Source organism: Streptomyces sp. 1114.5, assembly GCF_003635085.1.
In the GTDB taxonomy this organism is placed as follows: domain Bacteria; phylum Actinomycetota; class Actinomycetes; order Streptomycetales; family Streptomycetaceae; genus Kitasatospora.
The window spans coordinates 1183733-1198240 of the sequence record NZ_RBXE01000002.1; the positions used below are offsets into that span (position 1 = coordinate 1183733).

Genomic DNA, 14508 nt, shown 5'->3' on the forward strand with positions numbered 1-14508 from the left:
ATGTGCTGGTCGGCGTCGACCGTCCGGATCGCCGACGGCGACCCGGATTGCGTCCCGCAGGCCGTGCTGCGGGTGGAACCTGGAGGGGCCGGCGGCCGGATCCGTCCCGTCAGGCCGCCTGCTCCACTGCCGCTGCCGCGGCTGCTGTCACCGCCGGGGTGCGTGCGGTGGAGAGGTAGCGGGAGAGCGCCTGGCGGCTGCGGGTGAGGTCGTCGATCCGGGCGTCCAGGTCGGCGAGTTCGCCGCGCAGGGTGGCGAGCAGGTTCGGGCAGGCCTCCAGGACCGGGACGGGGCCGGTGGCGCAGGGCAGCAGTTCGGCGATCACCCGGGTGGTCAGGCCGGCCGCGAGCAGACTGCGGATCTGCCACACCCGTACGGTGTCCTGCTCGCCGTACTCGCGGTAGCCGGCCGTCGTCCGGGCGGGCCGGAGCAGTCCCTGCTCCTCGTAGTAGCGGAGCAGGCGGGTGGACACCCCGGTCACGCGGGCGAGTTCTCCGATGCGCATGATCGGGCGAACGTCCCTGCGGGCCGGGGTGTTCCCGTACAGGTCAGCCCCGGTCGGAGCCGTTGACGAACTCCAGGACCACGTCGCGCAGTTGGGGCAGCACCTCGACCATCGGCAGGTGCCCGCTGGGGAGTTCGACGAGGCGAGCGCCGGGGATGCCCTCGGCCAGCAGGCGGTGCTGGGACGGCGGGACGAGCATGTCCTCGGTCGTGCTGACGACCAGGGTCGGTACGGCTATCGCGGCCAGCTCCGCGCGCACGTCGACCGTGCCGGCGAGCCGGAACTGCTGCGGGAAGCCGGACGGCAGCGGGGACGTGAGCGCCTCCCGCAGCCCCGCGAGCTGGTCGGCGGGCAGGGCGTCCACCCACGTCCCGCCGAACACGACGGTGAGCATCAGTCGGACGAGGTCGTCGGGCCGCTCCTCCAGGTCGACGATCAGGTCGGAGAGCATCCGTGTCCGCGCCGAGCCGCCGGCCACGCCCGCGAGCAGCAGCAGCGAGCGGACCCGCCCGGGGTGGCGGGTGGCGATCCGGACGGCGACGGCGGCGCCGAGCGAGTAGCCGGCCAGGTCGAAGGTCTCCAGGCCCTCCTCGTCGGCGGTGGCGACGAGCCGGTCGGCGAGCTCGTCCAGGGTGCGCTCGCCGGGCTCGTACGGGCTGTTGCCGGAGCCGGGGTAGTCGGGGGCGACGACGGTGCGGTGGGCGGCGAGCTCGGGCAGCAGCGGGCCCCAGTTGTCCCGGGCGCTGCCGCCGGCGCCGTGCGCGAGCAGCAGGCCGGGGCCGGAGCCCTGCACGATCCGGGCGAGCGGCGCGGGCTGGGCGAGCGGCGCGGGCCGGGCCGATGTGGCGGACCGGGCGAGGGGCGTCGAGGTGGACGGCATGGTGGTGCTCCTTCGTGGGCGTTCGTGGGCGGTGGTTCCTCCGACAGCGAGGACGGTAGGTGCTCACACCGGTGAGAAGGTCAAGAGAGAGGTTCGGTACGGAACGGCCGAAACGATTCGGCGATGGGCCCGGAGGCGGGCCTGCGGCCCGAGGCCGTGGTCACGCAGCGCGTCGGAGCGCCTACGCTGGGACGACGGAGGGGCGTTCGGACAGCGGACGGACGCCCTTCGCCGCCGGGGCGCTCACCGTGCCCGCGTCGGCCGCGCCGGTGTCGCCCCGGGCCGGCGGCCGTCGAGGAGGTGCCAAGGCCCATGTCCGGAAGGCTTCCGTCTGCCGACGTCCCGTGCGGGATCGTCAAACCCCTGCCCGCCGAGTGGTTCGTCCCGCACGGCACCAATGCCGAGATGCGCTGGGAGGCCCTGCGCGACGCCGACGGTTCGGCGGCCGTCGGCCGGCACGTTCCGGTGGAACGGTTCTTCGTGCGCAACCACACCGGCACCCCGCTGATCGACCCGGACACCTGGCGGCTGAGGCTGTTCGGCAGCGGCCTGCGCGACGCGCCGACGGCCGAGCGGCCGGTGGAGTTCGATCTGGCCGGCCTCCGGGCGCTGCCCGCGACCCGGATCAGCGCCGTGATCGAGTGCGCGGGCAACGGCCGCGACTACTTCCGCCGTCAGCAGGGCCAGTGCGTCCCGGGCACGCCGTGGACGCTCGGCGCGATCGGCTCGGCGCTCTGGCGGGGCGTCCGGCTCGCCGAGGTGCTGCGGGCGGCCGGGCTGACCGGCGACGCGGTCGACGTGCTGCCGGTCGGCCTGGACGCGGACTACGTGCTGGACGGCGTCAACCACGGCCCGGTGCGCCGACCGCTGCCGCTCGCCAAGGCACTGGACGACGCGCTGCTCGCGTACGAGATGAACGAGGAGCCGCTGACCCCCGACCACGGCGCGCCGCTGCGGCTGGTGGTGCCCGGCTGGGTGGGCATCGCCTCGATCAAGTGGGTCGGTGCCATCGAGGTGGCCGACCACCCGCTCCACTCGCCCTGGAACACCGACTTCTACCGGATGTTCGGCCCGGACCACCCGCCCGGCGGCGGCGCTCCGCTCACCACCCAGGTGGTCCGCAGCGCCTTCGAACTGGCGCCGGGCGCGGTGCTGGCGGCCGGGCGCGCCCACCGGTTGTACGGACGCTCGTGGTCCGGCACGGCGGCGGTGCGCCGGGTCGAGGTGAGCACCGACGGCGGCCGGACCTGGCGGCGCGCCGCGCTGCAGGGCGGGGCGCAGGCCGACGACTGGGCGTGTTGGAGCGTCGACTGGCGCCCCGAGCGGCCCGGCCGGTACGAGCTGCGCGCCCGGGCGACCGACCGCCGGGGCAACACCCAGCCCGAGCGGGAGCCGTTCAACCGGGAGGGCTACCTGTTCGGCGCGGTGGTGGCCCACCCGGTGACGGTGGTCTGAGACCGCCCGGCGGCGGTGGTCCGATCCGACTCGGGTGACGGGTGGTCCGAGCCGGGTCGGTGACGCCGGTTTCGAGCCTGCCCGGGGTCAGCCGGTGGACTGGACCTCGTACGGGGCGGGGTACCGCGTCTCGTACGGGGTCAGCACCAGCCGCACCACGTCCTCCAGGCGCCGCCGGGCGTCTCCGAGCGTGGTGCGGCCGGTCACCCAGGCGGTCAGCTCGCCCTGCCAGGCGTGGGCGACGATGTGCCGCACCAGGTCGCTCGCGGCGGCCGGCACCTCGGCCGTCACCGCCTGCAGGGCGGTACTGTCGGCCCGGGCCATGCCCTGTAGCGCCTCGCTGGCGAAGGGGTCGGTGGAGGCGGCCACGGCCACCCGCAGCCGGGCGAGTTCGGGCTGCCGTTGGTAGGCCCGCATCCCGCCCCGGACGAACCGGACCGCCCGGTCGGTGGCCCCCGCACCTCCCCTGGGCCCGCGCAGCTCGGCCACCAGGTCGGCCAGCAGCAGGCGGTGCCACTCGGCGATCGCCGCCGCCAGGAGGTGGTCCTTGGAGGAGAAGTAGCGGTACGCCGTCCCCAGGGCGACTCCGGACCGCTCGCAAACCTGCTTCATCTGCAGCCGCTCGACGCCGATCTCGTTCACCAGGGCGAGCGCGGCCGCGATCAGGGATTCGCGGCGTTCGAGCTGACGCGGAGACATCGCCTCCACCGGCCGTGGTGACAGGTCAACCTTGGTCACCCGCACCATGATACGGGGCGGGGCCGCTCAGGAGTATGACGCCGACCGGCCCCCTTCCGTTCGCCGGGAGGTCACCGGTCCTCCCGGCGGGGTGCCGGGGCGGGCCGGGCGGCGGTCGGATACCGGTCGGGTGCCGGTCGGGCGTCGGGTCGGGTGCTACGGCTGGCGGCGGATCAGGGCCTCCTGGACGGCGGAGGCGACCAGGAGGCCGTCCCGGTCGTAGAACTCGCCGAGCGCCAGGCCCCGGCCGTCCGAGGCGGACGGGCTGCGCTGGGCGAACAGCAGCCACTCGTCGGCCCGGAACGGGCGGTGGAACCACATCGCGTGGTCCAGCGAGGCCATCAGCAGGGTGGGTGGCTCGGTGCGCTGAAAGAAGTTCTGCTGCTCGTCCAGCCCGGCGGTGGCGGCCAGGGTGAGGTCGGAGAGGTAGGCGAGCGCGCCGGCGTGCAGCAGCGGGTCGCCGTCCGGCAGCCGGGAGGCGGTGCGCATCCAGACGAACTGCTGGAGCAGCCCGGGCGCGGCCGGCGGCACGCCCGGGGCACCCGGAGGGACGAAGCGGACGTCGAGGTCCTGGAAGCCGCCGGTCGCCGCGACCATCCTGCGGACCTCGGCGGGCGCGTGGGCGACGGCGTCCGGCAGGGACTCCGGGTCGGGCAGCGGCGGCATCCCGCGGCGGCGGTCGGCGGCCGGCTCGGGGTGCTTGAAGGAGGCGGTGAGCGAGAAGATCTCGTTCCGATCCTGGACGGCCGTCACCCGGCGGGTGGTGTAGGAGACGCCCTCGCGCACCCGCTCGACCAGGTAGTCGATCGGCCGGGTCGGGGTGCCCGGGAGCAGAAAGTAGCCGTGCATCGAGTGCACCGGGCGCCGGTCCTCGACGGTGCGCCCGGCGGCGACGAGGGCCTGCGCGGCGACGTGGCCGCCGAAGGTGCGCATCGGGGCGCCGGCGTGGCAGAGGCCCCGGAACGTGTTCTCGTCCAGCTGCTCCAGCGCCAGCAGATCGGCGAACGGGGCGGTCGGCCGGGCGGTCGGCTGGGCGGCCCGGACGTGCGGTTCGGTCAGGTCGGTCACGGGGCAATAGTGGCAGAAGCCAACCGTGTCGTGGTGTGACGTGGGTAACGCCCAGGGGGCGGGGTGGGCTGTGTGCGGCCCCTGGTCGCTCTGTCGGCGATCTGTAGAACACGTTTCAGTCCAGTAGTGGCCCGATGGACTGTCAGACCCCTCACCTAGCGTGCTCGGCATGACGCAATCCGCACACGCGTACGCCTATCTGCGCCCGTCGGCCGTCCTGGACGGCGCCGACGGCCGGCGCCTCGACCTGGCCACCTCCGGGGGCGCCACCCCGCTCGGCGCCGTCGCCAACCCGCGCTTCTTCGCGGGCTTCCTGGCCGATCCGGCGCCGGCCGCCGCCGCGCTGCTGGCCGTCGCGGACGTCGCCGCCGCGCGCTACTTCCAGCCGAGGCTGCGCGCCTCGCTCGACCCGGTGGTCACCGCGAACGGGGACCGGCTGCGCTTCGAGTCCTTCTCCGGCTGCTGCGGCGTCTACGCCCGGCTGGACGTGCTGGGCGCCGGGCTCGACGGCGACGAGATCGGCCACGGCACCACCAACGTGGACGTCAACAACCCCCTGCGCGAGGCGCTGACCAGGATCGGCCCGACCGACCCGCTGCACCTCGCGGTCGGGCCGGACGCGCTGGAGGTCACCACCTTCGACGGCCCGCTGGTGGAGAAGAAGGTCCCGCTGCCGGAGCGCTGGCTGCGCGGCTTCGCCGAGACCCAGGTCGTGGCGGCCGGCTTCGAGCTGCGCGCCGAGCTGCCCGCCGCCGAGGCGGTCCGCTTCCTGCGGTCGCTGCCGCGCGGCGGGCGCGGCAGCGCCGGCTGGGTCGTTCCGGCCGGGCGGACGCTGCGGCCGACCACCCGTCCGGTGCCCGGCGCGGTCTGCCTGCCCGGGCCGGAGCGGCTGGCCGCCCTGCAGCGGGTGCTGCGGCACGCGCTCGCCCTGCGGGTGTACGGGCCGCTGTCCGCCGGGGAGCCGACCGCCTCCGCCTGGGAGGCGGTGCTGCCGGGGATGCGACTCACCCTCACCCTGTCGCCCGACGCCTCCCGGGGCTTCTCCGGCGAGGGCGGGGTGCTCGACGCGCTCGCCACCGGCACGGCCGAGCAGGACGCCGAGCTGGTGTCGGTGCTGCTCGCCTGGGAGCCGAGGATCGAGGTCGGGGACCTCGCCGAGCAGTCCGGCCTGAGCCCCGAGCGGGTCCGCGCCGCGCTGACCCGGCTCGGCACCGCCGGGCAGATCGGCTACGACACCGCCGAGGCCGCGTACTTCCACCGTCAGCTGCCGTACGACGCCGGGCGGGCCGAGGCGGCCAACCCGCGGCTGCGGGCGGCCCGGACGCTGGTCGAGGCGGGCGCGGTGCGGCTGGAGGAGGGCGGTGCGACGGCCGTCGTCACGGTGGACGACCACATCCAGCGGGTGCGCACGGACGCCGCGGGGCGGATGAGCTGCACCTGCCTGTGGTGGGCCAAGTACCGCGGCGGGCGCGGGCCGTGCAAGCACGCGCTGGCGGTCGGGATGGTGCGGGAGTCGGGGCGGGGCGGGGCGAAGGCGGTTCGGGGATGAGCGGGGGCGTGGTGGACACGGCGGCGACGGAGGCGGCGGAGGCGGTGGCGGGGGTGGTCGCGGCGGGGGCGCGGGAGGCCGCAGGGGTCGAGGCGCTGCTGGCGGCCGTCCGGGAGGGCCGGGTGCCGCAGATACCGGCGCTGGTGGCCGACTTGGACCACGGGCAGCGGCGGGCCTGCCTGCCCGCGCTCAAGGCGCTGCGCAAGGAGCTGCGCGAGGACTGGTCGAAGGAGGGCATCGCGGCCCGGGGTGCGCTGCTGCTCGCGGGGGCCGGCTGTCACGCGGGCCCGGCCGGCGCCGCCACCTGGCTCGGTGGCCGGGACTTCGCCGTCCGCGACTGGGCGCAGCACCCCGCGCTGGCCCGGCTCGTCGAGGCGCAGCCGGTGGAGTGGCAGGTCGAGGTGGCCACCCGGCTCGCCGCCCGGCCCGCACCGCGCTGGGGGTGGTCGTACTACCCGATGATCGAGGCCGTGGTGCGGCGAACCGGCTGCGAGGTGCCGCAGACCGAGGCCTTCGTCCGCGGGTGGATGGACCGGCTGCGCAGCGGCGGAGGCCCGCAGCCGACCCTCCTGGACCAGCTGCGGGCCGACTCGTTCACCCCGGTGCTGCTGCCCCGGGTGTTCGAACTCGCGGACATCGGTGGGCTGTTGACCTGGCGGTTCAGCCCACGCCCCGGGGACGCCTGGCCGGAGGCCGTCGCCGGGCTGGCCGCGGCCGGGGTGGTGGACCGGGCCACGGTGACCGACTGCTGCCTGGCCCGGCTGCTGCGCGGCGGCAAGCCCGCCGACCAGCGGGCCTTCCTGGAGGTGCTGCGGGCGCTCGCCCCGACGCCCGAGGAGTACGCGTCCCGCGCGCGGGACGTGGTGGCGCTGCTGGACGGCCTGTCGGTGATCGCCGGGCACGCCCAGGGGGTGCTCACGGAGCTGGACGAGGCCGGGCTGGTCGAACCCGAGCTGCTGGCCGAGGCCTCGGCGGTGGTGCTGTTCCGCGCCGAGAAGAAGCTGGTGCGCGCCCAACTGGGCTGGCTGGAGCGGGCCGCCCGGCGCGCGCCCGAGCGCTCCGGGCCGGTGGTGCTCGCGGCGGCCCAGGCCTTCGGGTCCGCGGACCCGGGCGTCCAGGAGCGGGCGCTCAACGTGGTGGCCCGTCACCTGAAGGCGGCGGGGGAGGCGGTGCTGCCCGGGCTGCGGTTGGCGGCCGAGGCGCTGAACCCGGTTCACCACCGCCGGGCCGGGGAGCTGTTCGGCGCGCCGGTCGGTGGTGGGGACGACGACGGTCCGGACACCGGGTGGGACGACACCCTGCCGCCCGCCCCCGCGCCGCGCCCGCTGGGTGCCCCGATCGCCTCGGCGGCCGAACTGGCGGAGGAGCTGTCCGCCCTGCTCGCCGTCGAGGAGCCGGAGGTCGCCGTCTTCGAACGGGTGCTGGACGGCCTGGTCCGGCAGGCCCACCTGGACCGCGCGGCGCTGGTCGAGGCGCTGCAGCCGGTCCGCCGGGTGCACCCGTGGAACGGCGTCGGCCGCTGGCACGACTGCGAGCCCCGGGACATCCTCTACGTCGTCGCGGCTGTGGCGGGCGAGACTCCGCCGCAGCAGTTCTGGGGCTCCCTCGGGAACAAGGGCCACTCCCGGCTGCGCGGCGGCGACAACACCGTCCACGGCACCGTCCTCGCCGCCCGGATGGAGGAGGCCGCCTGGCAAGTGACCGCCGACCGGCCGCCCTACCTGCTGGCCACGCCGACCGACAGCAGCGGCGCGCTGGACGCGGGTGTGCTGGTCGAACGCCTCGCCGGGTACGAGAAGGCGGGTGTGACGCCGGGCAGGGCCGACCTCTGCGCGGCCCTGCTGCGGGTCGGCCCGGGTGCGGGTGCGGGTGCGGGTGCGGGTGCGAGGGCGGGCGCGAGTGCCGGGACCTTGCGGGACAGCGAGACGTTGCGGGCCGCCGAGGCGCTGGGATCGCCGGCCGGGCGGTGGGTCGCGCACTGGCTGCGCACCGGAGGCCTGTCCGGCCAGCCGTCCGAGCGGGTGCTGTTCGCGCCCGGCCGGGGCTCGCGGCACGGTCACCACTACGGGAAGCGGTGGTGGGAGGACGTCCGGCGGGTCGCCGTCGCCCAGCCGGGCATCGGCGCAGGGCCCGAGGGCCCGGACGGCGAACGGCTCGGGCCCGAGTTCCGGGCGCTACTGGAGGGCACCGAGCCGAGCATGGCCCGGGTCCGGAAGGTGGGCGCCTGGCCGTGGTGGCCCTCCGTGCACTGGGCCGCGATGCTGCCCTGGCACCGGGAGGAGCTGGCCGCCCGCTGGCTCGACCACGTCGCGGCCGGCGCCGACCGGGACGAGCGCGGCGTCGGGCGGATGCTGCCCGTGCTCGCCGAGGCCGGCGGCCCGGCCGGGCTCGCGGTGCACCTGGTGGTGGCGTACGGCCTCGGCGCCCGGCACGCCGAGGACCGTACGGCGGCCGTGGACGCCCTGCTGGTGCTCGCCGCGCGCGGCGACCTGGACGGCGGACTGCTCGGCCGCGAGCTGGGCGAGCTGGCGGCCTGCGGCACGGTCAAGCCCACCCGGCTGGCGTCGGCGCTCACGCCGGCGGCGGGGACGGGTGCATACGCCACGGTGTGGTCGGTGCTCGGGGCGGCGCTGCCCGGCCTGCTGGGCGCGTCCGAGCAGCCCGTACGAGGGCTCGGTGACCTGCTCGCTCTCGCCGCCGACTGCGCCCGGCGCAGTGGCGCCCGCGGCCCGGTGGCCGAGGTGACGGCGACGGCGGCGAGGGGCGGGTCGAGCCGGGTGGTCAAGGAGGCCCGGGCGCTGCGGGACGTCCTCGCGGGCTGAGCGGCGCGGCGGGGGGTCGGCGCCTTCGCCGGCGCTGCCGGTCGGGTGAACGGAGTTCAGCGAACAACTTTCAGCGAACAGATTTTGAAATCTGTTCGTTGAACTCTGTCATCTGTTCGCGCACCTCGGCCTCCGAAGCCCCCGCCTCGGCCGCCGTTTCCGCCGCCCGCTCGTCGGCGGGCGGCTCGATGCCGTGCGGATTGCCGGCGACGGCACGCCACCAGAGGCGGAGGGCGGGCGGGTCGGCGGGCTCGAAGGGCTTGCCGGGGCGCGGGACCGCGAGGCGGGCGCCGAGCGCGTGGGCGGCGGCGACCACCCGCTCGGCGGGCTCCTCCCAGGGGTGCAGTGCGAGGTTGAAGGTGCACCAGTGGATCGGCAGCAGCAGCTCCCCGCCCAGGTCCAGGTGTGCCCGGACCCCCTCCTCGGGCGTCATGTGCACCTCGGGCCAGAAGTCGCTGTACGCGCCGACCTGCACCATCGTCGCGTCGAACGGGCCCAGCCGGCGGCCGATCTCGGCGAAGCCGGGGAAGTAGCCGGTGTCCCCGCTGTGGAAGATCCGGTGCCCGCCGCCGGCGACCACCCAGGACGCCCACAGGAACAGCGTGCTGGTGCGCGGGCCGCGGCTGCAGTAGTGGCGGGCCGGGGTGGCGGTCAGGGTCAGCCCGGCGACCTCGGCCGACTCCCACCAGTCCAGCTCGACGATCTGCTCGGCCGGTGCGCCCCAGTGCTCCAGGTGCGCCCCGACCCCGAGCGGGACGGCGAACACCGCGCCCGTCCCGATCAGCGCCCGGACGGTGTCCATGTCGAGGTGGTCGTAGTGGTCGTGGGAGATCACCACGACGTCCACCGGCCCGAGTTCGGACAGCGGCAGCGGCACCGGGTGCAGCCGCTTGGGCCCGGTCCAGCCGAACGGGGAGCAGCGGTCGCCCCAGACCGGGTCGAGCAGGACGCGCCGTCCGCCGATCTCGGCGAGCACGGTGGCGTGGCCCAGCCAGGTCAGCCGCAGCCCGGAGTCCGGCGGAGTGGCCAGGTCGACCGGGAGCAGCCGGTGCACCGGTACGGCGGCGGCCGGGACCCGTCGGGTCTTGTCGCCGGTCAGCTGGGCGCGGGTGATCTCCAGCGGGCTGCGCTCGTACACCAGGCGGCGGGTCGGGACCGGGTTGCGGAAGGCGCCGTCGACGAAGTGCGGGGAGCGGCGGATCCGGGCCAGCCGCTCGCCCCGGGGCTCGGCGCCGAAGGCATCGGTCCGGACCCGGTGCCAGGCGGCCCGGGACAGCCCGGCCAGCCCGGGGACGGCGCGGTCGGCGGCGAGGCCGGCGGACGGCGGGGCGAACTGCGAGGACAGACCGGCGAGGCGGGAGAACCACGGGACGGGGCGGGGCACGGCTCCTCCAAGGACGGTCACGGCTACCGGGCGTGCCGGGGCGCGTACCGCAGTGGCGGTTGGGGCCGTTGCGATACGACAACCATCTCGTCGGAGGTTACTCGCCGTGGGCCGTCCGGACCTGGTGGAGGGCCCGCTGCGGTCCAATCGGCGTACCCGACCGAACCGCAGCGGCCGGACCCCGTCAGGCGTAGAAGCGGGTGATCGTCTCCGCGACGCAGTGCGGTTTGGCGCTCTGCTCGCTCGTGATGGTGAACCGCACCACGGCCTGGACGCCACCCGGCACCTCGGTGGCCGAGACCAGCTCGGCGGTGGCCCGGATCGCCGTGCCCACCGGCACCGGGGCCGGGAAGCGCACCTTCTCGGAGCCGTAGTTCAGCGCCATCCGCACGCCCTCGACGGCGTAGCACTCCTTCGCCAGCACCGGGATCATCGACTGGGTCAGGTAGCCGTGCGCGATGGTCGAGCCGAACTGGCTCTCCTTCGCCCGCTCCGGGTCCACGTGGATCCACTGGTGGTCGCCGGTCGCCTCGGCGAACAGGTCGATCTGCCGCTGCTCGATGGTGTGCCACTCGCTGGTGCCCAGCTCGGTGCCGACGGCGGAGGTCAGTTCGGCGAGGGAGGCGAAGGTCGTCACGGTGCGCTCCTGGAGGGGGGACGGGCCCGGGGAGGGGCCAGGACGCCGGAAGCGTATGCCTACCCGCCGGTATCTGTCAGGAGCCCGAATCCGTCCTGAGCTCGAATCCGTCCGGGGCCCGAATCCCGTCCGGGGCCCGAATCCCTCAGGAGCCCGAGGACCGTCGGCCGTACGGCCGCCGTGCCCGAGGTCCGGACCTCAGGGCCGCAGCGCGGCGCGGCCCGGGGAGCCGTGCCCGGTCGGGAAGAGCCGACGCCCGCTCACCAGCTCCGGCACCAGCGCCACGAACAGCGGCTCCGGGTCGCCCACCCACGGCCGCAGGCCGGAGCGCAGCACCCGCCGTACCTGTTCGGGGTCGCGCACCAGGTCGGCCCGTCCGTGCACCAGCACGCTCCAGCCGGTGCGGGTGACCGGGTCCAGCAGGTCGGCCTGGAAGGCGACCACCGTGCCGTCAAGCCCGCGCGCGGTGGCACTTCCCCGGCGCACGGCGAGCACCAACCGCCCGTCCAGGACCTCGAAGGAGACCGGCAGGACGGCCGGCAGTGCGTGCTCGGTGTACACGACGCGCCCGACGGGCACGGTGCTGAGCAGCCGTAGGCATTCGGCTTCGCTCAGGGTCTCCACACGGTCCTCAGGCTCCATGCGTCCGATCGTCCTCCGGTCGGCGCTCGCGTCGATAGGGCCCATGGTCCCTGAGCGGGCGGGTCGGGAGCCCCGTCGGCGGCCGTCCGGGGCGGTAGCCTGCCCGGCGGCGGACGGTGACGCGAACGGCGGCCCGCCCGTGCGCCGCGCGGCGGGCGACCACAGCGGAGGCGGCGGCCCCGGGTGCCGGGGCCGGCCGGGAGGGGGGACGGATGGCGGGCGGGGTCGATCTGGTGGTGATCGGGGCGGACGGCGGGCCGGACCGGGCCTTCGGCGGGTCGGCGCTTGCGCCGGACGGCGCCCGGCTGCTCGCCGAGGTGTTGCCCGGGATGTGCTTCGACACCGGCGCGGCCGGCTGCCGGGTCACCACGGCGGCGCCGGACGCGGACGCCAACGTGCTGCTCACCGCCGTCCGGGACGCGGCCCAGCACCCGGGCCGCTGGCTGGTGGTGTGCCTGGTCGGCCAGTTGGTGGCCGATCCGCGCGGGCGCCGGCTCGCCCTGGTCACCGGCGGCAGCACCGCCGACAACGCCTACCGCCGGGGTCTGGCCTGGGACTGGGTGGTCAGCGCGATGGTGCACGGGGACCAGGAGGAGGCGCTGCTGCTGGTCGACGCGGTGGCCGACCGGGACACCTGGGCCGCCCTGGAGCGCGGCGGTGGCGAGGACGGCGCGGGCGAGCTGCTGAGCTACTCGCGCGTCCCGCTGTGGGGCCGGATCGGCCGCTACGCCCCGGGTAGACGCGGCCGGGACGCCGTACTGCCGGGCGGCGAGGGCTCGTTCAGCCGGGCTCTGACCACCGTCCTGCGCCAGGGCGTCCCGGGTGCCCCCGCGGCCGTCGCCCCGCTGGACCTCCAGCCCGCCGTGGCGGCGCTGACGGACGGTGGTGAGCCGGCCGGTAGTTCGGGTGCGCCGGGCGCGCGCCTGCTCGTTCCGCCGCACGGCGGGCGCCTGTTGATGCGCAATCGGGCCGCGGTTCGGGGCGCATTGGCCGGATTGTCGCTTTCCGAAGAACTGTTGGCCGTTCTGTGGCGGGAAAGTGCCCCGACGGAACCGCCTTCCGCGTAAGGTCAGGGGGCCTGAGGTGTTGCCGTGATGGGGTGGGTTGGCGAAGAATCGATCCCCAGCGGAAACACCGGCGGGACAGCGGAATTCTTCTGGCGGCCGTGGATCACTGATCTGGTCGGTCGCGACGAGGTGGGGCGATGCGGCAGCGCGGAAATGTGTTGCGCCCTGGGGCGGTCGGGGTCGGTGGGGCGGTTCTGGTGTTGCTGCTCGGCGCTTGTGCGAGCAGTGGTGCCGGCGGTTCCGTCGATCACCTCGGGATGACTGCGCCCCCTGTTGCGGGAGTGAACCCGCTAACTCCTTCGAGTGGTTCGGTAAACGCCACGATCGCGCCGACCGACGGTCCCGAAGGGGCCCTGGGGCGGGTCGCGTTGAAGGCGTATCAGGACTGGTGGCAGATCCAGGCCGAGGTTTTCGGGCGACCGGATTCGGACGGCTACACACTGGAGCAGTACTCCTCCGGGCGGGCCCTGTCCGACACCCTCGTCGGCCTCCGCCAACTACGCGACGCCAAAGTGGTGATGACCGGGACGCCGCGCAATTCACCGGTGGTCAAGGCCATCGACCTGAAAGCCGATCCGCAAACCGCGGTGATCGAGGACTGCGTCGACCTGACCGACTGGCATCGCGTCGATGCCGTCACCGGGGCTGCGAAGGATCCGGTCCAACGCCTGAACCGGTACGTCGCGACCGCGTCCCTGCGCATGTTCCAAGAACATTGGCTGATCTACGAGTTCACACGGGAGGTGGACCGGACATGCTGAACGCGCGGAAACCGGCCCGGCGATTCGCGGCCGTGGCGTCGATGTCGGCGGGGCTGCTGCTGTCCTCGGCCGTGACTGCGACGGCGGACGAACCGCCGAACGGCGGGGCCGAGCAGTGTTTCCCGAACGTGATCTGTGCGGGCGCCAATTCCGGCGGAAAGACCCCCGCGCCCGGATCCACGAAGCCGGGCACCGGCGGTGGCGGCAGTACGGACAACGGCCCGCAGCTGTGCAGCTACCACGACGTCCCCTGGGCCTGCCACGACCCGCAGTTGGGCTGGTTCAACAGCGACCAGGGCTGCTACTTCCGCGGGCTGGACAACCCGCCGGCGGCGGGCGACCCGTCCTGGGGCGGGCACGATCCGAAGGACGGCTCGCTCTACTCGAAGGTCTGCCCGCAGACCGGCGGCGGCCAGGACGGCGCCGAGGTCGTCTTCGTGCCCAACTCCCAGGCCGGGCCGAAGCCGGACGCCGAGGCCATGGCCATCGAGTCCGCCCGGGAGAGGGTCGTCTTCGGCAAGCCGGTGGGCAAGGTCGCGCCCGGCGGCACGGCGGTGGTCAACTCGCCGGTCTGGCTCTGGGCCGAGAACGCCGCGACGCCCGCGCCGGGGACGGCGGCGGTGCAGGGCGTCTCGGTCACCGTCACCCCCAGGCTGGTGCGGGCGGACTGGAGCTTCGGTGACGGGGTGTCGACCACGTGCGCGACGGCCGGGACGCCGTACGACCCCAAGTACGAGGGCGCCGAATCCCCGGACTGCGGCTACCTGTTCAAGGCCAGCTCCGGCAAGCAGAAGGACGGCGTCTTCGCCGCGACGGTGACGATGAACTGGGAGGCCACCGTCGTCGTCACCGGAGGGTCCAACCCGCGGACCTTCAAGATCCAGGGCATCAAGCAGACCAGCCCGGTCTTCCGGCTCAAGGTCGCCGAGATGCAGGTGCTCAACTGACGTGCCGCTGCCGGTCGCTGACGGCCGCTGCCGGTCGTTGACGAGGACCGGTG

The 14508-nt window shown here is 75.1% G+C and carries 13 protein-coding genes; 6 read left to right on the forward strand and 7 right to left on the reverse strand.

Annotation, left to right across the window (positions count from 1 at the left end; all coding sequences use genetic code 11):
- Positions 1-109: 109 nt before the first annotated feature.
- Both BX285_RS28475 and BX285_RS28480 read right to left on the reverse strand, forming a co-directional pair.
- On the reverse strand, positions 110-505 hold the full coding sequence (locus tag BX285_RS28475; protein ID WP_097235275.1) for a MerR family transcriptional regulator: 396 nt from the start codon (positions 503-505) through the stop codon (positions 110-112).
- Between the two features lie 43 nt (positions 506-548).
- Positions 549-1385 carry an alpha/beta fold hydrolase gene (locus BX285_RS28480; RefSeq protein WP_121178666.1) on the reverse strand — a complete coding sequence of 279 codons (837 nt, stop codon included), beginning with the start codon at positions 1383-1385 and terminating at the stop codon, positions 549-551.
- A 312-nt stretch (positions 1386-1697) separates the two neighbouring features.
- Between BX285_RS28480 and BX285_RS28485 the strand changes: the two genes are divergently transcribed.
- Complete coding sequence (locus BX285_RS28485; RefSeq protein ID WP_097235273.1) at positions 1698-2840, forward strand: sulfite oxidase; 1143 nt, start codon at positions 1698-1700, stop codon at positions 2838-2840.
- 87 nt (positions 2841-2927) lie between these two features.
- Here the strand turns inward: BX285_RS28485 and BX285_RS28490 are convergent, their stop codons facing one another.
- Both BX285_RS28490 and BX285_RS28495 read right to left on the reverse strand, forming a co-directional pair.
- Positions 2928-3578: a TetR/AcrR family transcriptional regulator gene (locus tag BX285_RS28490; protein WP_218893065.1), complete on the reverse strand. Its 651-nt coding sequence runs from the start codon at positions 3576-3578 to the stop codon at positions 2928-2930.
- Between the two features lie 156 nt (positions 3579-3734).
- Positions 3735-4646 carry an acyl-CoA thioesterase II gene (locus tag BX285_RS28495; RefSeq protein WP_310794247.1) on the reverse strand — a complete coding sequence of 304 codons (912 nt, stop codon included), beginning with the start codon at positions 4644-4646 and terminating at the stop codon, positions 3735-3737.
- 169 nt (positions 4647-4815) lie between these two features.
- Here BX285_RS28495 and BX285_RS28500 point away from each other — a divergent pair, with 169 nt between their 5' ends.
- On the forward strand, positions 4816-6195 hold the full coding sequence (locus tag BX285_RS28500) for an SWIM zinc finger family protein (protein ID WP_121178667.1): 1380 nt from the start codon (positions 4816-4818) through the stop codon (positions 6193-6195).
- On the forward strand, positions 6192-9017 hold the full coding sequence (locus BX285_RS37550; RefSeq protein WP_183107242.1) for a DUF6493 family protein: 2826 nt from the start codon (positions 6192-6194) through the stop codon (positions 9015-9017). The genes BX285_RS28500 and BX285_RS37550 overlap by 4 nt, the downstream gene beginning before the upstream one ends.
- Positions 9018-9087: 70 nt before the next feature.
- Here the strand turns inward: BX285_RS37550 and BX285_RS28510 are convergent, their stop codons facing one another.
- The 3 genes from BX285_RS28510 to BX285_RS28520 all read right to left on the reverse strand — a co-directional run bounded on the left by BX285_RS28510 (position 9088) and on the right by BX285_RS28520 (position 11680).
- Complete coding sequence (locus BX285_RS28510; protein ID WP_183107279.1) at positions 9088-10302, reverse strand: MBL fold metallo-hydrolase; 1215 nt, start codon at positions 10300-10302, stop codon at positions 9088-9090.
- 283 nt (positions 10303-10585) lie between these two features.
- Positions 10586-11038, reverse strand: coding sequence for a MaoC family dehydratase (locus BX285_RS28515; RefSeq protein ID WP_097235269.1), 453 nt, complete (start codon positions 11036-11038; stop codon positions 10586-10588).
- A 198-nt stretch (positions 11039-11236) separates the two neighbouring features.
- Positions 11237-11680 carry a pyridoxamine 5'-phosphate oxidase family protein gene (locus tag BX285_RS28520; protein WP_097235268.1) on the reverse strand — a complete coding sequence of 148 codons (444 nt, stop codon included), beginning with the start codon at positions 11678-11680 and terminating at the stop codon, positions 11237-11239.
- A gap of 212 nt (positions 11681-11892) precedes the next feature.
- On the opposite strand from BX285_RS28520, the gene BX285_RS28525 reads away from it, so the two are divergent.
- The 3 genes from BX285_RS28525 (at position 11893) to BX285_RS28535 (ending at position 14455) form a co-directional block, all read left to right on the forward strand.
- Positions 11893-12747 carry a hypothetical protein gene (locus BX285_RS28525; protein WP_097235267.1) on the forward strand — a complete coding sequence of 285 codons (855 nt, stop codon included), beginning with the start codon at positions 11893-11895 and terminating at the stop codon, positions 12745-12747.
- Positions 12748-12884: 137 nt separating this feature from the next.
- Positions 12885-13508, forward strand: a complete 624-nt coding sequence (locus BX285_RS36925; RefSeq protein ID WP_147465245.1) for a hypothetical protein — start codon at positions 12885-12887, stop codon at positions 13506-13508.
- The gene (locus tag BX285_RS28535) at positions 13502-14455 is read left to right on the forward strand and encodes a hypothetical protein (RefSeq protein WP_097235265.1); all 954 of its coding nucleotides are present in this window, start codon (positions 13502-13504) and stop codon (positions 14453-14455) included. Before BX285_RS36925 ends, BX285_RS28535 begins: the two co-directional genes overlap by 7 nt.
- Positions 14456-14508: the final 53 nt, after the last annotated feature.